The sequence below is a fragment of the Candidatus Accumulibacter cognatus genome (assembly GCF_000584975.1).
Taxonomy (GTDB): domain Bacteria; phylum Pseudomonadota; class Gammaproteobacteria; order Burkholderiales; family Rhodocyclaceae; genus Accumulibacter; species Accumulibacter cognatus.
The window spans coordinates 1-18,469 of sequence record NZ_JDST02000074.1 but is presented as its reverse complement, the minus strand read 5'-3'; the positions used below and the strand labels follow the sequence as shown (position 1 = coordinate 18,469).

Below are 18,469 nucleotides of genomic sequence, written 5' to 3'. Positions count from 1 at the left end.
CTCAAGACACTTCCGGCAATTCGTCCCACCGGGTCGTATAGCGCGGGGACCGGTTCTCCGACCGCATCCCCCACCGCCGTGCCGTACCACTGGCTCCCGAGCGCAAGGTATCGCGTCCGAATTGGCGGTTGATCGCGTCCAGCGCGGCCATCCGTCTTGCCGAACGAACGCGTGCTTCCGGATCATCTAAAAGGGACCCCTGCCGCGTGGCTTTGTCCGACAGCAGGGTGAGCATGATCCCCGCTTTCTTGTATCGGTACCCCGGCTTGAAGATCGCCTTCAACCCCGTCAGCGCGTACCGGGTCAGCACCAGCGTATCGTCGCTGGGTTCGGGGAGCGGCACCAGGCGACCCGCGTGGTATTGGGGCTCGTCGTCCCTGAAGCGATTGGTCTGCACAAAGACGTGGACGGCGGCGGCTACCGAGGCTTGCCGGCGCAGTTTCTCGGCCGCTCTGGCAACGTAGGTCGACACGGCCTCGCCCAGCTCGGCAATGGATTCCACCGGGATGCCGAAGCTGCGCGACGACATGATCTGTTGCTTGGGTGGCGCGATGTCCTCCAGTTCAAGGCAGGAAATGCCTCTCAGCTCGCTGCACGTACGCTCCATCACCACCCCGAACTGGGTCCGGAGGTGCTTTGGCGAGGCATTCCGCAGGTCAAGCACGGTGTGGATGTCCATGGCTTGCAAGCGGGTCACGAGGCGCCGGCCTATCCCCCAAACTTCACCGACCTCGATTTTATGCATCCACTGCAGCCGTTCAGGACGAGAAAGCGAATGAAGATCGCACACGCCGCTGAAAACGCCGTGCTTCTTGGCGAGGTGGTTGGCCAGTTTGGCCAGCGTCTTGGTCGGCCCACATCCGACACACACGGGCAATCCTGTCCACTGTTTGATCCGCTCACGCATCTGCCGGCCCATGGCTGAGGCGCCACCGTAAAGGTGTGCGACCGCTTCGATACGCAGAAAGCTTTCGTCGACGCTGTAGACCTCGATATCCGGGGTGAAGTCCCGCAGGATGGTGACCACCCGGTTGCTCATGTCACCGTACAAGGCGTAGTTCGAGGAGAAGGCCCGAATGCCGTGCTGACCTGCCCAATCCTTCATCTTGAACCAGGGCGTTCCCATGGTCACGCCCAGCGCCTTGACCTCGGGACTGCGGGCGACCGCACAGCCATCGTTGTTGGAGAGCACCACCAGCGGGACGTTTTCCAGCTTCGGTTGAAAGACGCGTTCGCAGGAAACGTAGAAGTTGTTCACGTCCACCAGGGCGAACTGCGGCGGGGCCGACACGGCTATCCCCGCACGGGATAGCGGCGCACGACCCCCACCACGACGCCCCAAGTTTGCAGTGCTTCGCCCTCTGCGAGGATGATTGGTGGATAGTGGGGGTTTTCTGGGCGCAGTTCGACGCGTCCTCGGTATCGGTACAGGCGTTTGATGGTGTATTCACCGTCCACGACCGCCACGATGATGTCGTGACTCTTCGGAGTCAAAGCGCGGTCGACGAGCACCTTGTCTCCATCCTCGATACTGGCGCCGATCATGGAGTCGCCGCGCACGGTAAACATGAAGGTGGCGGGCTTGTTGCGGATCAGATAGTCGTTGAGATCCAGCCCCTCTTCAGCATGGTCTGCCGCCGGAGATGGAAATCCAGCGGAGATCCGGTGAGCAAACAGGATGATTTCCGCGGCACAAGGATTCTGCTCGACGATTTCCGGAACCTGGAGCAATGTTCGTACAAGGTGGTTCATCAAACAACCGAATCATGGCTGATCAAATGAACAGTATAAATGAGCGGTGCCCTGTTGTGGACTCAACCTGGGGATGACTCTGTATGCTTGAACAGGTACGCCGGTCACCTTCGCGGACCTTCGTCGCTCCCATCAGCTGTCCGGCGTCACGCAAACGACGTTGGTGCCGTCGGATAGCAGTAACGCCGGTTTGCCTTTCGCCACCACCACCCCGCTTCCAACGGCCGTCTTGAATGTCGTGGTAAAGGCGTCGCTGTTGTTGCAGAACACGACCGCCTGCCATGCAGGCAGCAAACCATGACATCGGCCTTGGCCCATGAAAAGTCAGCCAAGCTGTTCGAACGAGTGACAGGAAGCATCACCTGTGGAAGCGATCTTTGACTTCGCCATGACGCGGGCACGTCGTCAGATGGTCGTTGACCATGCCAGACGACTGCATGAACGCATAGCAGATCGTCGAACCAACGAACTTGAACCCGGCTCGACCCAAAGCCTTGCTCATTGCATCCGACCGTGTCGTCCTGGCCGGTACCTCGGCCATAGAAGTCCATTGATTCTGAATCGGGACGTCATCGACGAAGCGCCAAAGAAAATCACTGAACGACGGTCCATCGTCTGTGAGCGCCAGGTACGCTTTGGCGTTCTGGATGGCTGCGGCAACCTTGGCGCGATTTCGGACGATCCCCGAATCTGCCAACAGTGCCGCAACTTTTCCGTCGTCGTACGCGGCAATCTTGACAGGATCGAAACCATCGAAAGCACGCCGATAGTTTTCTCTTTTCTTCAGGATCGTCGCCCAGGACAAACCGGCCTGTGCTCCCTCCAGGATCAGCAGCTCAAAAAGTGACCGATCATCGTAGAGCGGTACGCCCCATTCGGAATCATGGTATGCACGGTAAAGGTCAAAACCTTCGCACCAAGGGCAACGTTCCATCGACATCAACTCAGCGGAGAAAGCGTCAGTCTACTGCCAAGAGTCCAGGACTTGCCATTTCTTCCCTTGGCAAGCCGGGACGCGCTCCGGTCCTTCTGCCGATGAAAGGATCCGCGACAGAAGATGCAGACAATCAGCCTGAGGCGACTGCTCAGGTCGGCTTCCGGCGCCCAACAAGCGGACGCACGAGGTAGAACAGGCCGGTCAGGAAAAGGATTTGCAGGAACTCGCCAAACGCCCACATGCCGCTCGACGCTGTCTGTTCAGCAATGATGACGGCACTCTCGACGCCACGCGATGCTGCGGTCCAGGCAATCAAGACCTCGTTCTTGGCGTAGACCAAGAAGTGCGCCAGAACAACGATGGCGACAAAGATCGCGGCCTCGCGCGCCAGTCGCCACGGCCACGCGGCGCGCTCGCCGCCAGCCGCCGGGGCACGGCCGACGACAGCCACCGCAACCAGCCCGAGTGGCCCGAGAAAGGCGAGGACGAGCCAGAGGAGCGATCGCTGCCGGGCCACCAGAAGAAGTCCAAAGGCGAGAAACCAGAGCCCGCCGGCGAGGGCGAAAGAAAGAATCAGGCAGGCCTGGCGTAGGCGTTCGAGCAGCGCGTAGTTGCCGACGTAGTCAGCCGTGCCGCGGGCGAGTTCAGGATCGATCAACTGATGCGCCAGAACGCCGAGGACGATGACCAGCGGGATTGCCAGGAAAGCAAGAAGGGCGAAGGATTGCGACGAGAAGCGCATGGCGAGGGTCTCGGGGAACTTGTCTGACATCCTACGCCACTCGTCCGTCCCGGCAAAAATTCAGGCAAGTTGCCTCAGGGTACGTGCGCCACGAGATCAACGCCCCTTTCGATAGGTGCCTACTAACCGCGCTTCTGCCACGATGTGCCCTTTCATCGCTTGCTCCAGGGCCTTCTTGTCCAGGCTCTTCGCCTCCACCGGCACGCCACTCCAGGCCAGCGGCAGGGAAATGTTCTTGCCCTCGCAGGTGTAGACCGAGAAGAATCGGATACCACAAATGAGCTACTCGCCAGCGGATTCTTGCCGTCCTGTCAGACATCGAAACGGATCGTCGAGCCGATGATCGCTCCATCCTCAATCCTCCTGGCCAGTTTCAAGAATTTCCGTATCTGTATGCGAGTAGGCTGGCGAGCAACAGCAGAGCAACACCAGTGCACCGGTCGTCGATGCTGCAATGCAGTGTGCCGTTCCCGGCGCGATGCAGATGGTGTCGCCAACCCCGACCTTGAACAGATCCGCTCCCAGAGTCATCTGTCCTTCGCCGGCGGTGATGTGGTAGATCTCTTCCGTCACGAGATGCCTGTGCAGCATCGTTCTGGTGCCGGCAGAAAGCGTGGCTTCGGCCAGGCTCTGGTTGCGGTTACCCTGAACCGCAGGGTGCATCAGCTCGCGGATTTCAGAGCCATCCTTGGTGATATAGGGCGGGACCGCTGCGTAGTGCTGGTACAGACGATTGACGGGGAAGCACATTTCGATTTCCTGGAGGCTCTTGCGGCCGAAGTTTCGCATCTTGGAAAGCGCTTTTCTCCTGTACCGTCCAACCACCTCATTGACCGTCGTCAGGCCTTCCTTGATGAGCAGCGTTCGCAGGCGAGGACTGATCTTGTCGAAGGGATCGCTGCTTGCCTCCCGCTGTTTGGCCCGGAAATGCCGCTCGAGCCGGTCCTTGACGTTTTCCCTGGAGAGTTGAAAGGCCCGGGCAATCTCGGTATGGGAATGCCCTGCCGTCCAGGCGGCGACCATTTTCAGATCGCGTTCCCGCCGCATCGAGCGTGCTCGGGCAATGGGATCAAGGGCCGTCATGGGCTTGCTCTCCTGGGTAGGGAAAGGACATCCGCGATGCTGATCTGATGTTACCAAACACAGAGGCCGCCGAAAATCAGAATATCCATCAGGGCATTTCATTACACTTGGCGGCGGCGGCTACCTGGTCGTGCACCGCCTTGTGTAGCGGTGAAAGGATCTCCATGACAAACCGAATTTCACCTGTTGCGCCATCCCTGAAGGATCTCGGCGCGCGCAAGAAACGACCGGCCGCCACCGTGGTGGCAAGTTTCCGTTTTTACGCGGAATTGAACGACTTCATCGCCCCTGAGCGGCGCCGGCGGGAATTCGACTTCGACTGCGCTACGGAGGCGACCATCAAGCATGTGATCGAAGCCATCGGTGTGCCGCACACCGAGGTTGATCTGATTCTCGTCAATGGGGTCTCGGTTGACTTCGCCCAGCGCCTGCGACCAGGCGACCGCATCTCCGTCTATCCGAAGTTCGAGGCTTTCGACATTAGCCCCCTGCTGCGCCTGCGCCCCCACCCTTTGCATATCACGCGCTTTGTTGCCGACGCCCATCTGGGTGGCCTGGCCCGTCTTTTGCGGATGGCTGGATTCGATACCGTCTACGACAATGCTTTCGACGATGCCGAGATTGAGCGCATCGCCGGCAGCGACGAACGCATCGTATTGACTCGCGACCGTGAGTTGCTCAAACGACGGAGCATCAGCCGCGGTTGTTACGTATATGCGCAGAAGCCGGATGCGCAGCTCTCCGAAATCCTCGCCCGCCTCGATCTTGCCGGCAGCCTGCGACCACTCTCCCGCTGCCTCAAGTGCAACGCCCCGCTCCTGGCCGTGGAAAAGGCGCAAATCCTCGACGCCCTGCTACCCCGTGTGCGAGAACACCAGCAGGACTTCAGCACCTGCTCAGTATGCCGGCGTGTCTTTTGGGAAGGCAGCCACTGGCGCCAAATGCTCGACCGGTTGGCGCAGGCGCTAAAGATGGCTGGCGACCAACAGGCATCGAAGCGGGCTGTACAGTCGTCTTTTCCGGGGTAGGACAGCGCCTTGTCCGTCACTTCCTTGGACGATTGGGATTGCGCGATCAGGTCGGGATTCGTGGTGCTGCAAGCTTAGCCGAGGTGCGTGTGCCGTTCGTGTCTTTGCGCAGTTTCCATTGACGCCAGACCCTGCAAAATGCCGCATGCGTCCACGGCCTGTTCGCTTTGGCAGCATTGCCTCAATTCACGGAGTTGCTGCTTGAGTTGGGACAGCTCAGCAATACGTACATCGACGTGTGCAATGTGCTCGTCAAGAAGCTGATTGATACCACCGCAATCGCCGGCAGGTTGATCCATCAAGCCCAGCAAACCATGGATCTCTGCATGCGTCATATCCAACGCCCGACAGTTACGGATGAAGCGCAGCCGGTCGACGTGAGCATTGCCATAGCTGCGGTAGTTGGCCGCCGTGCGTGCCGGAGGCGCCAACAATCCTGCCTTTTCGTAGTAGCGCACGGTCTCCACCGTGCATTGCGCCACTTGGGCGAGTTCCCCGATCTTCATGGGTAGACTCCAAAACACTTGACCCTATAGTAGCTTCAGGGTGTGAAATGCGCAATATTCAGACAATTGGATCGCGCCATGTCCTATCGCCCCAAGAAATCCACGCATGCTCACCACGCTTGCAGCCATGACCATTCAGCTGGTGACCACAGTTTGCGCGCTCATCACGATCACGTACATTCGAATGAGCATGGTCATGCGTGCTCCGCAGACGTTTCGTTAAGGGTGCCAAGCTCAGATGACGCTAACTGGGTCACGGCCCATATTCCGGCTGGCTCCACGCTGACCCGTCTACGCATTGCCCAGATGGATTGCGCCACCGAGGAAGCGTTGATTCGCAAGAAACTTGGCGGCATGGCCTCCGTGCAAGGACTGCAATTCAACCTGATGCAGCGAGTGCTGTCGGTCGTCCATGACAGCGGCGCCCTAGCCGCCGTTGAAGCAGCCATCCGCGACTTGGGCATGAATTCCGAAGCGATGGAGTCCCCCCCCAAAACAGCGCTCACCGAGCCGGCCGGAAGAATCTGGTGGCTCCTTGTCGTGGCCGGCGTGTCTGCACTGGGTGCGGAAATCGCGCATTGGATTGGCATGCAGGAATGGTTATCGGCGCTGCTGGCACTCGTTGCCATCACCCTCTGCGGCCTAGGCACTTACCAAAAGGGCTGGCTTGCATTGCGCCACGGCAATTTGAATATCAATGCCTTGATGAGCATTGCGGTTACTGGCGCGGTACTGCTGCGGCAATGGCCGGAAGCGGCAATGGTCATGGTTCTGTTCACTCTTGCCGAGTTGATCGAGGCCAAGTCGCTGGATCGGGCACGCCATGCCATCCGCGGCTTGGTGCAACTCGCGCCTGAACTGGCGACAGTACGGCAGGCAAACGGCGATTGGGCCGACATGTCGGCCAAGGACGTGGCCATTGGCCAAATCGTGCGGGTCAAGCCAGGGGAACGAATTGCCCTCGATGGTGTGGTGCTGGCTGGACGCTCAAATATCAACCAAGCGCCGATTACTGGCGAGAGCTTGCCCGTCGAGAAATCAGTTGGTGACAGTGTGTTCGCAGGAACAATCAACGAATCTGGTTCATTTGAGTACCGGGTCACTGCTGAAGCCACACATTCGACCCTGGCGCGCATCATTCATGCGGTCGAAGATGCGCAAGGCGCACGTGCCCCTACCCAGCGTTTTGTCGATCAATTTGCCAGGGTTTACACGCCGGTGGTGTTCGCCTTTGCCTTGGCGCTGGCTCTCGTGCCGCCGTTGCTGCTCGGCGAAGGCTGGCACGATTGGGTATACCGGGCGCTGGTTCTGCTGGTCATAGCCTGTCCGTGCGCCTTGGTCATTTCGACTCCCGTGACCATCGTCAGCGGTCTGGCCGCAGCGGCTCGCCACGGCATTTTGATTAAGGGCGGTGTTTATCTCGAAGAAGGCCACAAGCTGGCGTGGCTGGCATTCGACAAGACCGGCACCATCACGCACGGCAAACCGGTGTTGACGGATACCGTCTTGCTGGATCAGCCGGTCGGACTGGATGCAGTCCGTGTTGCCACCAGTCTTGCTGGGCGCTCCGATCACCCGGTTTCTCACGCCATAGCCACAGCCGGACAGCAGAATGGCAGCATCCTGCCTGATGTGGCCGACTTCGCCGCTCTTCCTGGGCGAGGTGTGCGCGGCACAGTGGACGGCGTGCATTATCAGCTTGGCAACCATCGGCTGATCCATGAACTTGGCGTATGTACTCCCCCCCTCGAGGTCCAGCTTGGTGAGTTGGAAGAACAAGGTAAGACAGTCATTCTGCTCACCGATGGCGAGCGCGTGCTCGTCCTGTTTGCCGTGGCCGATACGGTCAAGAACAGTAGCCGCGCCGCGATCCGGGCACTACATGAGTTGGGCATCAAAACAGTCATGCTGACCGGCGACAACGCACACACCGCGCGCGCCATCGCGGCCCAGGTTGAAATCGACGAAGCCTTGGGCGATCAACTGCCAGAAGACAAGCTGTGCGCAATCGAACGCTACGCGCAGAGCGGCAAGGTTGGCATGGTGGGCGACGGGATCAACGATGCCCCTGCCCTGGCGCGAGCCGACATCGGCTTTGCCATGGGCGCGGCGGGTACCGATACGGCCATCGAGACGGCTGACGTAGCTCTGATGGATGACGACTTGAACAAGATTGCGCGCTTTGTCCGCCTGTCGCGCATCACCCGGACGGTCCTGGTACAAAACATCACGCTCGCATTGGGTATCAAGTCCGTTTTCCTGGTACTCACGCTGCTGGGTATGGGCAGCATGTGGATGGCGGTCTTCGCTGATATGGGCGCGAGTCTTCTGGTTGTGGCTAACGGTCTGAGGCTGGTGCGTCAGTAGCATGATGTTCGCGCATCAAGGCTGCGGTAGGGCATCTGACGCACCCCCCTCATGATTCCTGATGTATCAGCCTCGAAAGACTACACGATTTCGCCCTTCTTCCTTGGCCAAGTACAACCGCCGATCTGCTACCCGTACCAACTCCTCGGCACTGATTTCTCCATCCCCCGCGAGTTGGCTCGCCGCTACCAAGCCGACGGAGACGGTGACCGGAACCCGCTCCCGATCAAAGACAAACTCGCTGCCGGCTACTGCCTGCCTCAGTCGCTCGGCAAATTGGATGCCGTTGTTCAAGCTGCCGATGGAGAATCCGTAAAACTCTTCGCCACCATATCGACCGATCTCATCCTCATGCCGCTTGGTGGCTCGCATTACCTCGGCGAAGCCGACCAGGATCTGGTCCCCGGCCTGATGGCCATGCATGTCGTTCACTGCCTTGAAATGATCGATGTCCAACAACAGAAAGACAAAATCGGTCACGTGGCCGCGGCGGAGATTACCGATATTCATCTCGAGAATCCGTTGGAGGATGGTCCGTTTCGGCAATTTGGTCAGTTCGTCGAAATAGCCGATTTTTTCCAGCAGATCCTTCTGCTCCATCTCCTTGGTGACCTCGGTCAGGCAGCCAATGGAGAGACAGATCCGGTCCTCGACAAAGACCTCGATATTGGCCTGGTCCTTCAGCCAGATCCTCTTCCCCTCCGGCAAGGCCAGTTGATAGACGAACTCCACCGCCCCCGCTTTCTTCACTTCCTCGCGCAGGCCGGCCTGATCGCCACGCAACTCGGCCCGGGTTACGATTTCCTCCTCCACCTTGCTCTCTCGATCGGCATATCGGTAGAGGCGCCGGTCAACGATACTCTGACGGAAAACCTCGTCCACTTCCTCCCGATCGCAGCCGAGAAGGGCGAGAAACTTCGCCCCGACATATTCATACCAGATGACTTTCTCATGTTCGCGCCAGGCGGCGATATAGGGGATGATCGGCGAGGAAATCGTCTCCAGGGTTGCCATGGCGGCGATACACGCCGCCAGCCGGTGGCATAGCCGAGGCGAAAACCCGCCCGCAAGAATCTTGCTGCCCGGCCCGGCCAAATCGGTCGCCGTTGTCCGTCCCTTGCCCTTGCTCATCATTCACCCCTCGCGTGTAGTCGCAGGCTCCGGCTGCCACGGCGGCGCCGGTTGCGCAGAGTATAGGGCGTACAGTGGATTCCCTGCCGGCCACTGACAGATGCTCCTTCAGTTTCGACCAGCGCTGCTCGACCTGCTTTTCCCTTGACCGCCATGGCCAGCTCCTTCTTCTGGCTGCCCCGAACCGGATCGACGTTAAACTTTCAGGGCAGACTTATCTGCACCAGATCAACGACAGTTTGCGCGATCACCTCTGGTTCGTCGGCGGCAATGAGGTAGAAGTCCGAGCAGGTGATCGGAGGGAAGAAACAGACAACCGGCGTGGCGTCTTCACTTCACACCTCAGTGCAAAGGGGCCGCAGCGTCGCCCGCTCCGCAGCATTTCTTGAACTTCTTGCCACTGCCACAAGGACAGGGATCGTTGCGGCCGACTTTTGGCCCGCCACGGACTACCGACGCAACCGCTTTCTGCCCGCCCAGACGAAATTCGTGCTGCACGACTCCACCAGGCTGGCTGACACGCTGGCAGGTGTACGGCGCGTGGACCGATGACAATCGCGGTCAGGAAGCCTTCCAGCGTCGAGACATCCATTGACATCTCCTCAATGGACTCGTCGGCCAGAAACTCGTTAAGCTCGTTGAGTTCGTTGAGTTCGGCTCTGGACAGGGGCTGATTCAGATCCTTCGCTTTCTGCGCGCCAGCTGGCAAGCCAATCAACGAGTCAATTCCATCCTCATCGATCGTGCTCAGCGCTTCGGCAAGAGCCTCACGGTCGCTTGCAAACGGGTCATCCCAAACGGTGGAGTTCCCATGTTCATCGACCACTTCCAGGAGCCAGCCACCTTCGCCATCTCCGTAAATATCGACTCGAACAGTCTTTCCATCCCTTGTGATTGTTTGCGCTAGTGAGGACAGGTTTGGAGTCTGGTGCATTTTCGTCATGTAATGCCCTGAAGGAATGAAGATTATCTGCCGCCCAGAGAACTCTAAGGCCATCCCTGGCGTCTTGTGTGGGGATCGACATCGACGGACAGGGGCAGCAGGAAGGTGATTCTGGAGAATTGTAAGTGGCGGGATCAAGGATGTTTGCTTTTCGTTCGCATACAGGCCAGGTTATGAGTCCATGGTCGATGACATCAGCTCCAGACCGATGTAATGCTCCTTCCCGGACTCGGAGGACCAGTCAGGGCAAAGCTGACGGCTTCGACATCCTCTATCAGGGTGTCGTCGGTTTCCAACAGCGCGGTGAAAAACGCGTTCAGTTCGGCGCGGATTTTCTGATATCGACTGCGCAATACTCACTCGGTTTCCAGCAGCACCATTCGCGAACCAGAAAGGATAAAGGATAGAAAATTCAATGCGATGAGTGGGGGGCATCTTGGACTCTGGCCGTTCCTGTCAATCACCGATTTCGTACGGGGAGCGTCGGAATCTGCCAGAAGACTTCCCACAGCGCACGCTCAGCACCGCCTGCCGCCCGGACAGGAGCCGCTGGCGGCGACTTTCCGGGTGACAGGTGCGAGTCATCCCACGACGAATATCAGCTTGTCTTGATTTCACACCTGCCCGGACCTACCGAAGGTGATGCGCCGCGGTCGTGGCACCGGGGCGGCGATCCGGTCGATCAGTTCCCGCGGCGTCAGCACCAGATCGCGTGGGCCGTCGGGCCGTGGCTTGGGATAGTGATAGGCCCGATGCCCGGCGTCGCGTTGCTGCAAGTGCTCAAGGGCGAAGGGAGGACGCGCGCAGTCACGTAGCGGCCGCTCCAGTCTCTTTTTCTGGTTCTTGCCGCCACCTGCAACCGGATCTCCCGTCAAGGTCTCGCCTGGCCAGCATCGACCGACCGCTTTGCGCTACCATCGGCAACCTCATGATGAAGACACCCGCCCGAAGCTGCCCTGCCCAGCCGACCGTTGCCGTCACCATCGGTCGCGCCAGCCGTGACACGTCGCCTGCCACCGTCTGTCGGCAGGACCGTTCGCGCGCCTGGTGGCGCAGTCGATGCCACCTTCTGCCAGCCGCCGCCGTCGGCAGACGGTTCCGGTGGCCCGACTGCTGGCCGCTGCTGATCCTGCTCCTGCTGCTGCCGGCAGTGCCGGCACAGGCGCAGATCCCCTGGTCGAAGACGACGGGCGCACTGCCGGCGACTAGCAGCGAACCGGAGGAGAAGCCGCGCGACAAGGCCGCCCGCAACCTGGCCGAGGCGAGCCGGCAACAGGAGGCGTTCCGGGTCGAGCAGGGAGTACCGTGGCCAACCGAGAACCCGTCGGTCAGCGAGCGACGTCGCTTGCTCGACCGCCTCGTCGTCGCGTATGGCGAGAAGATCAAGCTGCTCGACGACATCGAGAATCTCAAGCGGCCGAAACCGCCGGACCCGCAGCAGCAGGAACTGCTCGCCGGCTTCGGCGGTCCGGGACCGTACCCGGCCTTGCGCGTCGATGCCCTGCGCGACGCGCAGCGCGCCGTGCGCATCCTCATGCAGCGACTGGCGGCGGCCGATCGCGCGCTCGACACCCTTAAAGTCGGGCAGATCGAGGAACAACGCAAGGCCGCTGAGGCGGTTCGCCTGGCCGAGGACCGGCTGAGCCGCGCCCGCGGCCAGCAGGAGACCGACCGCGAGCGGGACAACCGCGACACGAGCCTGCTGCGGCGGCAGCTCGCCGAGACCGAACTGGTCAATATCGGCCTCGCGAAGGACAAGATCGCCACCGAATCGAAAACGCTGCAGGCGCGCGACACGGAGATGGAGCGGCTTCTGACGCGGGTTCTGCCTGAGCAGGAACTCAGCAAGGACGAACTCGAGCAGCAGCAGGCGCTGTTGCGCAAGGAGCTGAAGCAACTCAACGCGGAAGCTGAAAGACTGCTTGCCGAGAACGGCCGGCGCGCGGCCGAACGCGAGCGGCTTGTCGCCGATGCCGGACGCGACGGTGCGCAGGCGGCGCAGCGTTTGCATGTGCTGGATGCCCAGCTCGAGAGCGACCGCATCCGTCTGCTGGCGCTGAGCTGGGCACAGACGCTGCTGCAGGCGAGTATCGACGCATGGGGACAGCGCTATGTCGGCTATCGTGCGCAGGATGCCGCGACGAGGCAGACCGTCATCGCCTGGCTGACGCGCACACGGGAAGAGTTGGAGGGCCGCCGCCAGCTCGTGCAGCAGATGGCACACGAGGCACGGGCCGCAGTGCGCGAGCAGGAGGCGCGAACGCAGGTGAGTGCGGCCGGTGCCGCATCGTCGGCGCAATCGACCGAGCTGCTGGCGGCCCAGCGCGAGCAGAGCCAGGCCTTCGAGCGGGTCGAGCGGATCGTAACGGAACTGCTGCGGCAGATCGACCGCTGGCTCGGCGATCTCGGTGGAGCTGGCAGCGGCGCCCGGGCGAAGGACTGGCGGGTCGCTGCCCTGGAGATCGGCGAGGCCTTCAAGCGGATCTGGAATTTCGAGATGTTCGCCGTCGACGAATCGACGATCGTCGACGGCAAGAGCGTCACCGTCAGCTATGGCGTCACCGTCGGCAAGAGCATCGGCGCGCTGTTCCTGTTCGTCGTCGGCTACTGGCTGTTCGCAGCGCTGGCGCGCCGGCTGCAGCGGGTGATGGTGCAACGCTTCGGCGTCGACCAGCAGCTTGCCAGCGTCGTCCGTCGCTGGGCAATGATCGCTCTCGGCGTGCTGCTGGTGATCTTCATTCTCAATCTGGCGCGCATCCCGCTGACCGCGTTCGCGTTTCTCGGCGGTGCGCTGGCGATCGGCGTGGGTTTCGGCACGCAGACGATCATCAAGAACGTCATCAGCGGCATCATCGTCCTCTTCGAGCGCAAGATCCGCGTCGGCGACATCATTCAGCTCGGTGGGACGACGGGCCACGTCGTCGCGGTCGACCTGCGCGCATCCACCGTGCGCGGCTTCGACGGTGTCGAGGCGCTGGTTCCGAACTCGAGCTTCCTCGAGAACCAGGTGGTGAACTGGACCTACTCCAACCCGCGCATCCGGCGCGAGATCCGCGTCGGCATCGCCTATGGCTCACCGACCCAGCGCGCAGCCGAGATCATTCTTGGCTGCGCCGCGGATCATGGCGAGGTGCTCAAGGACCCGCCACCGGATGTCTTCTTCGAAGACTTCGCCGACAGCGCGCTGCTGCTGGTGCTGGTCTTCTGGGTCGAACTCGGACCGCTGCGGCTGTCGGGGCGCCGCGTGGATAGTGACCTGCGTTTCGCGATCGAGAAGGGGTTGGCGGCGGCCGGCATCGCCATTCCGTTTCCGCAGCGGGACCTGCACCTCGATACCTCGCGACCGCTGGCCGTCAGTATCGCGCAGCAGAAGCAGGAGGCCGGCGACCGCGGTGCGGCCTGAACGACGTCGCGCCGCCTGTGCGCCGGCCGCAACCGGACGCCTTCAGGCCGCGACGTCGACCAATTCGGGGTGCAGCAGGTCGACGAGCACCGACGGTGCGATGGCGACGAGGTAACCCCGCCGGCCGGCGTTGATGAAGATCCGCTCGAGGTCGAGAATGCTGCGCTCGAGGTACACCGGCATCGGCTTGCGCGTGCCGAACGGGCTGGTGCCGCCGACCAGGTAGCCGGAGTGGCGGTTGGCGACCTCGGGCCGGCAAGGGACGATCGACTTGACCGCCAGCCGGCGCGCGAGCTTCCGGGTCGACACTTCACTGTCGCCATGCATGAGGACGATCAGCGGCTGCCGGCGCTCGTCCTCCATGATCAGCGTCTTGATCACCGCGTGTTCGTCGACGCCGAGTTCGCGGCTGCTGGCCGCCGTCCCGCCGCGTTCCTGCCAAGTGTAGGGATGATCCGAGAAAGCGACGCCGGCGGCGCGCAGGACGCGGATCGCCGGCGTCACCGGCAGCCGCTCGTTCGCCATTTGCCGCGTCCGCCCGTCAGTGGGTGCTGCCCTTGCCGAGCGCCGGGAAGCTTGCCGCGTAGCGCTTGATCCATTCGCGCGCCGCCGTCTCGGCGTCGAGCACTCTCCCCTCGGCGCGCTGCACCTGCTGCCGATAGTGCTCGATCTGGCATACCTGCTCGACCATGCGGGCGGCGAAGAGGTCGTCGGCGTCGGCAAAACGGACGCCAACCTCGTAAACGCTTCCCTGGCGGTGACACCAGACCACCACCCCGGCGGCGCTGAACGGCGGCTGTACGAGCGGAATCGAGAGCACGACCGTCGAACCGGTGCCCAGTGGCCGTCGGCTCAGGTACGCCAGGCCGCCTTCGCTGACGTCCTTCAACCGCTGCACGACGTCGCGATGCGTGCCACGGATGGCGATGTCGAGCGGAATGTCCGCCGGATGGCGCATGAAGTTGCGCCGCTGCATCTGTATCGAAGCCATGTTTCACTCCTCCTGCCGCGCGCGGCCGGCGACGACGCCTGCCCTGTTGCCTGCGGCGAACTCTAACGCCGAGGTGCGCCGCGGTCAATCGCCGAGGCGCCCTTCGGCCTTCTTCAGGATCTCGGTCGAGAACAGGACGTCGTGCGCGCGACAGGCTTGGCCGAGCAGCCGGACGATTTCCGAGACCTTCTGCAACACCTCGTCGCGCGAGCCACCATGCACCATCGCGATAAGGTTGTAGGGCCAGTCCGGCCGCCGCCGATGCCTGCCAACCTGTGGGACCTGCCTTGCGGAGCCAAGACCCGAGCCGGGACGCCGTGCAAAATCACGACGCTCTACTTCGGTGGGCGCTACACCCGGCGGCGCGGAATCCGCAAATTCTTTCAGACGGCGATGGGGGTGGAATCGGCAATCGACCCCCCGGAGCACTTGTCCGTGAGTTCCTCGAACAGGGCGGCCAAGGCTATCGTGCAGCGTGGCAGCCACTCGACACACCGCTTATAGATCGGTAGCCGGGGAAACTCGCTGCACAGGTATCGGCCAACAGGGTTCAGATAGAAGGATGTGAACTGTCGGTAGCGAATCTAATGAAACAGTACGACCAGCGTCATCAACTCCGGCACGGACAGGCTGCCTTTCCTCGACCGATGCCATTGGCCATCAGTCACCAACCGGGCCTTGAGTTGGGGTTCGACCGCTTTGTAGAAGTCGTCCATCCGGCAGTCAGTCTCGGTCAGATCGTCCATGATGAAGCCTCCGTGTACGTGGTTGATCAGGTCATGCACTCGAACGGCCAAGACAACATTGGCTCTTATCCGTTTCACATCAATGTGTTAACGCTAATTTTTTGGCTTCGTTATCCCGAACTGACGTTATCCACCTTGCCACCAAGCGCACATTTCGCGTTGGCGTACCCGTTGCGTGGCATGGGGCCTTCAACTATGCCATCAATGCCGATCTCGCTGGAGCCTCTCGCACGCCCTCTGGGCAGCTTCCTCGTTGCTGATGCCGGGTGATCGGTGATACTCGTACTCTTGCAGTCGATCAGCCCGTTGCCTATCACCGCCACAGGCAATTACCAGTTTGTCGCGTGCCGAAAGTCCATGCCTGAGTGGTTCTTCTGCTGGCCTGGAGCGTAGGGTCGGTTCCTGCATCTTGGTTGCTCGCCGCCAGTCCTTCCTTTTACTGTCCAGGAAAGTCAGCAGGAAAATCAAGGAAACCGTACCGATTGCCCATTGCCAGGCAGGAACAAGAAGGAGCCACGCTCGAAGTGGAGCAGGCACTTCAAAAGATATGACCATCTCACGGTTGCCTGTGGCAGTTTGAGTGGTGACTGATGCCTTGCCTGCCATCTGTGGCGCTTCGACATCAGGCATCCGACCAGGAGACGAATAATCAGCGGCGACCAGCATTCCAAACCGTGGTGCGAACGCTATGGGCGGGTTGCCCACATAAAACTGGATCGGCACGGAGACCATTGCCAAGCCATCTCCTGATCGCACCACAGTCTCTACTGCGAAATGCAGATGTGGCCCCGAAGAATACCCGGTAGAGCCAGCCAGTCCGATTTGTGTCCCTGCTGTCACCCTTTGGCCCGGATAGACGTACACGCCGCCATGAGCCAGGTGTGCATACAAGGCGATCGTGCCATCAACATGCAGTATCCGCACTTCGTTGGCTTTGCTCACCATATCTGGACTCTGCCCACCATAGACCTGGTTTGCCTCGGTGTAGATCACCACGCCATCGCGGGCAGCGACAATCGGAGCTCCCTCCGGCAAGCCGATGTCTACTGCGTACAGGCTGTCAGGCGTGGTGTGGGTGGTCACTGGGCCGCCTGGAGCCTGTCCAATGCGGTATGCCGCACCATCTCGGTAGGGCAAGCGGTACAGCGCGTCAGGGCTTTGCTGAGCGTTGAAGTCCCCGAGCACCCAGGAACTATGGGTACGGAAGGAATAGCCAACACCTGTCATCGCTGGCCGTATGTGCGCCAGATACAGGGTTCCTCCTCCTGGAGGGACTACGGCAAAGACGGGGAATGGTCGATCTGTTGTGATGTACTGGGAGTCAGCAATCGAGACCTTCACGGAGATTGGGGCAGGCCCATTGTTGCGAGCCACGATACGGTGGCCATCGCCTTCTTTCTCGGTTTCGATCGAAAACGGATAATTCTGGCTCGGATCGGCCAGGGAATTCTGGTTGCCAACCAAGACGGCAAGGGCAAGGAGGAGACACCTCAACACGGCATACCCTGAAGTTCCTGTATGCGGCGATGATACCTCACTGCCAGTAACGGTGCTCTGTTGCTCTTTCTGCCCCGTCAGCCTCAGCAGACCTTCTCTGGTTGTCGGCGTCCAGATTGGCTATCTGCCTCTTGCCAATAACCACATTGATTATGTTGGCGTACCCCACGAAACCAAAGCACACGCCAACGCGAAATCCACCTATCACCAATAATTCCAAAGCGAAAACAATCACTTGAAAAATCCGTACCAGAATCCCGAAGTCAGGAGGTTGCGAGAGATTTGGCCTTTAAGAGCGCGGATATGACATTTGTGAGGTGAGTGAAGTCAGGAGCCATAAACGAAATACACGTAAAACAAGGTGTTAAGCGGGGTGTTCGTATTGGCGGCAGAGCGTTTGCAGCCGGTTTCCTGGCGGAGCAGAACTACAATTCGCTCGATGCGCAGCGTGATGCCTGCGAAGCGTACATCGCTTCGCAAAAATCGGAAGGCTGGGTGGCGCTGCCGGATGCTTACAACGATGGCGGATTCTCCGGGGGCACGCTCAACCGGCCGGGCGAGCAGCGCCTGCTGGACGATGTGCGCGAGGGGCTGGTCGATGTGATCGTGGTCTACAAGATCGACCGCCTGTCGCGATCGCTGGCGGATTTCGCGAAACTCGTCGAACTCTTCGACGCCCAGAAAGTGACCTTCGTTTCTCGGTCACGCAGCAATTCAACACCACCACGTCGATGGGACGGCTGACCTTGAACATCCTCTTGTCGTTAGCGCAGTTCGAGCGGGAGCTTGGCGGGGAACGCGTGCGAGACAAGATCGCCGCCAGTCGGGCGAAGGGGATCTGGATGGGTGGCATGCCGCCGTTGGGCTACGATGTCGTCGATCGAAAACTGGTGCCCAATCCGAACGAGGCGGCGCTGGTCAGGCGGTTGTTGGGTACTACATCGCGCTCGGCTCGATGACCGCACTGTGCCGGGAACTGCGCGCCGAGGGCGTGACGACGAAGTCCTGGACGACGCTCAAGGACAAGACCCTTGCTGGAACACCGATCGACAAGGGCATCTGTACAGGCTCTTCAAGAATCCGGTCTTCATCGGCGTTGCTGCGTACAAGGGTCAGCATTTCGCCGGCGAGCACGAGGCGATTCTGGACCGGGCGGTGTGGGACGAGGTGCAGGCGATACTGGAGCGTTGGGAGCCGGAAGAACGGGCTCGGCAGAATCGGCCATCGCGTGCCCCTGCCCTGCTGAAAGGCTTGATCTTCGCTGACGATGGCTGGGCGATGACGCCGGGCGCGACGCACAAGGGCGACAAGGTGTATCGCTACGTATGCGTTTAGCCCCCACC

The 18,469-nt window shown here is 60.8% G+C and carries 19 protein-coding genes and 3 pseudogenes; 5 read left to right on the top strand and 17 right to left on the bottom strand.

What is annotated here, in order from left to right:
* Position 1 precedes the first annotated feature (1 nt).
* From AW06_RS14045 to AW06_RS20760, 7 genes and pseudogenes are all read right to left on the bottom strand, one after another.
* Positions 2 to 1,291: a Y-family DNA polymerase gene (locus tag AW06_RS14045; RefSeq protein WP_034951277.1), complete on the bottom strand. Its 1,290-nt coding sequence runs from the start codon at positions 1,289 to 1,291 to the stop codon at positions 2 to 4.
* A gap of 2 nt (positions 1,292 to 1,293) precedes the next feature.
* Positions 1,294 to 1,752 (bottom strand): translesion error-prone DNA polymerase V autoproteolytic subunit, encoded by a 459-nt coding sequence (gene umuD, locus AW06_RS14040; RefSeq protein ID WP_034951275.1) that lies wholly within the window; start codon positions 1,750 to 1,752, stop codon positions 1,294 to 1,296.
* A gap of 132 nt (positions 1,753 to 1,884) precedes the next feature.
* Positions 1,885 to 2,070: a hypothetical protein gene (locus tag AW06_RS14035; protein ID WP_034951274.1), complete on the bottom strand. Its 186-nt coding sequence runs from the start codon at positions 2,068 to 2,070 to the stop codon at positions 1,885 to 1,887.
* Positions 2,071 to 2,110: 40 nt separating this feature from the next.
* Positions 2,111 to 2,686 (bottom strand): DNA-3-methyladenine glycosylase I, encoded by a 576-nt coding sequence (locus AW06_RS14030; protein WP_034951272.1) that lies wholly within the window; start codon positions 2,684 to 2,686, stop codon positions 2,111 to 2,113.
* A 151-nt stretch (positions 2,687 to 2,837) separates the two neighbouring features.
* Positions 2,838 to 3,461, bottom strand: a complete 624-nt coding sequence (locus AW06_RS14025; RefSeq protein ID WP_034951269.1) for a hypothetical protein — start codon at positions 3,459 to 3,461, stop codon at positions 2,838 to 2,840.
* Positions 3,462 to 3,785: 324 nt separating this feature from the next.
* Complete coding sequence (locus AW06_RS14020; RefSeq protein WP_046536444.1) at positions 3,786 to 4,181, bottom strand: cupin domain-containing protein; 396 nt, start codon at positions 4,179 to 4,181, stop codon at positions 3,786 to 3,788.
* Positions 4,182 to 4,193: 12 nt separating this feature from the next.
* Positions 4,194 to 4,454: pseudogene (locus AW06_RS20760) on the bottom strand (hypothetical protein); the annotation flags it as partial.
* 224 nt (positions 4,455 to 4,678) lie between these two features.
* Between AW06_RS20760 and AW06_RS14015 the strand changes: the two are divergent.
* Positions 4,679 to 5,542 carry a Mut7-C RNAse domain-containing protein gene (locus AW06_RS14015; RefSeq protein WP_273704712.1) on the top strand — a complete coding sequence of 288 codons (864 nt, stop codon included), beginning with the start codon at positions 4,679 to 4,681 and terminating at the stop codon, positions 5,540 to 5,542.
* A 74-nt stretch (positions 5,543 to 5,616) separates the two neighbouring features.
* Here AW06_RS14015 and cadR read toward each other — a convergent pair whose 3' ends face one another.
* A complete protein-coding gene (cadR, locus tag AW06_RS14010) occupies positions 5,617 to 6,048 on the bottom strand; it encodes a Cd(II)/Pb(II)-responsive transcriptional regulator (protein ID WP_034951266.1) in 432 nt (143 codons plus the stop codon).
* A 78-nt stretch (positions 6,049 to 6,126) separates the two neighbouring features.
* Between cadR and AW06_RS14005 the strand changes: the two genes are divergently transcribed.
* Positions 6,127 to 8,415 carry a heavy metal translocating P-type ATPase gene (locus AW06_RS14005; RefSeq protein WP_273704711.1) on the top strand — a complete coding sequence of 763 codons (2,289 nt, stop codon included), beginning with the start codon at positions 6,127 to 6,129 and terminating at the stop codon, positions 8,413 to 8,415.
* A 66-nt stretch (positions 8,416 to 8,481) separates the two neighbouring features.
* Here AW06_RS14005 and AW06_RS20755 read toward each other — a convergent pair whose 3' ends face one another.
* The 4 genes and pseudogenes from AW06_RS20755 to AW06_RS13990 all read right to left on the bottom strand — a co-directional run bounded on the left by AW06_RS20755 (position 8,482) and on the right by AW06_RS13990 (position 11,364).
* The gene (locus AW06_RS20755) at positions 8,482 to 9,549 is read right to left on the bottom strand and encodes a GGDEF domain-containing protein (protein WP_138678280.1); all 1,068 of its coding nucleotides are present in this window, start codon (positions 9,547 to 9,549) and stop codon (positions 8,482 to 8,484) included.
* A 339-nt stretch (positions 9,550 to 9,888) separates the two neighbouring features.
* Entirely contained in the window at positions 9,889 to 10,044 is a 156-nt protein-coding gene (locus AW06_RS20750; protein WP_273704722.1) for an SEC-C metal-binding domain-containing protein, read from the bottom strand.
* Positions 10,045 to 10,066: 22 nt separating this feature from the next.
* A pseudogene (locus AW06_RS20745) lies at positions 10,067 to 10,138 on the bottom strand (hypothetical protein); the annotation flags it as partial.
* Between the two features lie 965 nt (positions 10,139 to 11,103).
* Positions 11,104 to 11,364 carry a transposase gene (locus AW06_RS13990; RefSeq protein WP_034951261.1) on the bottom strand — a complete coding sequence of 87 codons (261 nt, stop codon included), beginning with the start codon at positions 11,362 to 11,364 and terminating at the stop codon, positions 11,104 to 11,106.
* 275 nt (positions 11,365 to 11,639) lie between these two features.
* Here AW06_RS13990 and AW06_RS20740 point away from each other — a divergent pair, with 275 nt between their 5' ends.
* Positions 11,640 to 13,892, top strand: coding sequence for a mechanosensitive ion channel domain-containing protein (locus AW06_RS20740; RefSeq protein WP_273704710.1), 2,253 nt, complete (start codon positions 11,640 to 11,642; stop codon positions 13,890 to 13,892).
* Positions 13,893 to 13,934: 42 nt separating this feature from the next.
* On the opposite strand, the gene AW06_RS13980 is transcribed toward AW06_RS20740, so the two are convergent.
* From AW06_RS13980 to AW06_RS20730, 5 genes are all read right to left on the bottom strand, one after another.
* Positions 13,935 to 14,417 (bottom strand): aminoacyl-tRNA deacylase, encoded by a 483-nt coding sequence (locus AW06_RS13980; RefSeq protein ID WP_034951258.1) that lies wholly within the window; start codon positions 14,415 to 14,417, stop codon positions 13,935 to 13,937.
* Positions 14,418 to 14,433: 16 nt separating this feature from the next.
* Complete coding sequence (locus AW06_RS13975) at positions 14,434 to 14,883, bottom strand: PilZ domain-containing protein (RefSeq protein WP_273704709.1); 450 nt, start codon at positions 14,881 to 14,883, stop codon at positions 14,434 to 14,436.
* A gap of 84 nt (positions 14,884 to 14,967) precedes the next feature.
* Positions 14,968 to 15,369, bottom strand: coding sequence for a hypothetical protein (locus AW06_RS13970; protein WP_273704708.1), 402 nt, complete (start codon positions 15,367 to 15,369; stop codon positions 14,968 to 14,970).
* A gap of 98 nt (positions 15,370 to 15,467) precedes the next feature.
* A complete protein-coding gene (locus AW06_RS20735) occupies positions 15,468 to 15,629 on the bottom strand; it encodes a hypothetical protein (RefSeq protein WP_273704707.1) in 162 nt (53 codons plus the stop codon).
* A 201-nt stretch (positions 15,630 to 15,830) separates the two neighbouring features.
* Positions 15,831 to 17,126 carry a M23 family metallopeptidase gene (locus AW06_RS20730; protein ID WP_273704706.1) on the bottom strand — a complete coding sequence of 432 codons (1,296 nt, stop codon included), beginning with the start codon at positions 17,124 to 17,126 and terminating at the stop codon, positions 15,831 to 15,833.
* Between the two features lie 426 nt (positions 17,127 to 17,552).
* Here AW06_RS20730 and AW06_RS20725 point away from each other — a divergent pair.
* Positions 17,553 to 18,114, top strand: a pseudogene (locus tag AW06_RS20725) (recombinase family protein); the annotation flags it as partial.
* Positions 18,093 to 18,461, top strand: coding sequence for a recombinase family protein (locus AW06_RS20720; RefSeq protein WP_273704721.1), 369 nt, complete (start codon positions 18,093 to 18,095; stop codon positions 18,459 to 18,461). The pseudogene AW06_RS20725 and the gene AW06_RS20720, both read left to right, overlap by 22 nt.
* Positions 18,462 to 18,469 lie beyond the last annotated feature (8 nt).

What these genes read in the sequence shown, in the direction of transcription:
- AW06_RS14030 (WP_034951272.1), bottom strand. Translation starts at nt 2,686, where the DNA reads ATGGAACGTTGCCCTTGGTGCGAAGGTTTTGACCTTTACCGTGCATAC.
- AW06_RS14035 (WP_034951274.1), bottom strand. Translation starts at nt 2,070, where the DNA reads ATGGGCCAAGGCCGATGTCATGGTTTGCTGCCTGCATGGCAGGCGGTC.
- AW06_RS14015 (WP_273704712.1), top strand. Translation starts at nt 4,679, where the DNA reads ATGACAAACCGAATTTCACCTGTTGCGCCATCCCTGAAGGATCTCGGC.
- AW06_RS14020 (WP_046536444.1), bottom strand. Translation starts at nt 4,181, where the DNA reads ATGTGCTTCCCCGTCAATCGTCTGTACCAGCACTACGCAGCGGTCCCG.
- AW06_RS20755 (WP_138678280.1), bottom strand. Translation starts at nt 9,549, where the DNA reads ATGATGAGCAAGGGCAAGGGACGGACAACGGCGACCGATTTGGCCGGG.
- AW06_RS13975 (WP_273704709.1), bottom strand. Translation starts at nt 14,883, where the DNA reads ATGGCTTCGATACAGATGCAGCGGCGCAACTTCATGCGCCATCCGGCG.
- AW06_RS13980 (WP_034951258.1), bottom strand. Translation starts at nt 14,417, where the DNA reads ATGGCGAACGAGCGGCTGCCGGTGACGCCGGCGATCCGCGTCCTGCGC.
- AW06_RS14005 (WP_273704711.1), top strand. Translation starts at nt 6,127, where the DNA reads ATGTCCTATCGCCCCAAGAAATCCACGCATGCTCACCACGCTTGCAGC.
- cadR (WP_034951266.1), bottom strand. Translation starts at nt 6,048, where the DNA reads ATGAAGATCGGGGAACTCGCCCAAGTGGCGCAATGCACGGTGGAGACC.
- AW06_RS20735 (WP_273704707.1), bottom strand. Translation starts at nt 15,629, where the DNA reads ATGGACGATCTGACCGAGACTGACTGCCGGATGGACGACTTCTACAAA.
- umuD (WP_034951275.1), bottom strand. Translation starts at nt 1,752, where the DNA reads ATGAACCACCTTGTACGAACATTGCTCCAGGTTCCGGAAATCGTCGAG.
- AW06_RS14025 (WP_034951269.1), bottom strand. Translation starts at nt 3,461, where the DNA reads ATGTCAGACAAGTTCCCCGAGACCCTCGCCATGCGCTTCTCGTCGCAA.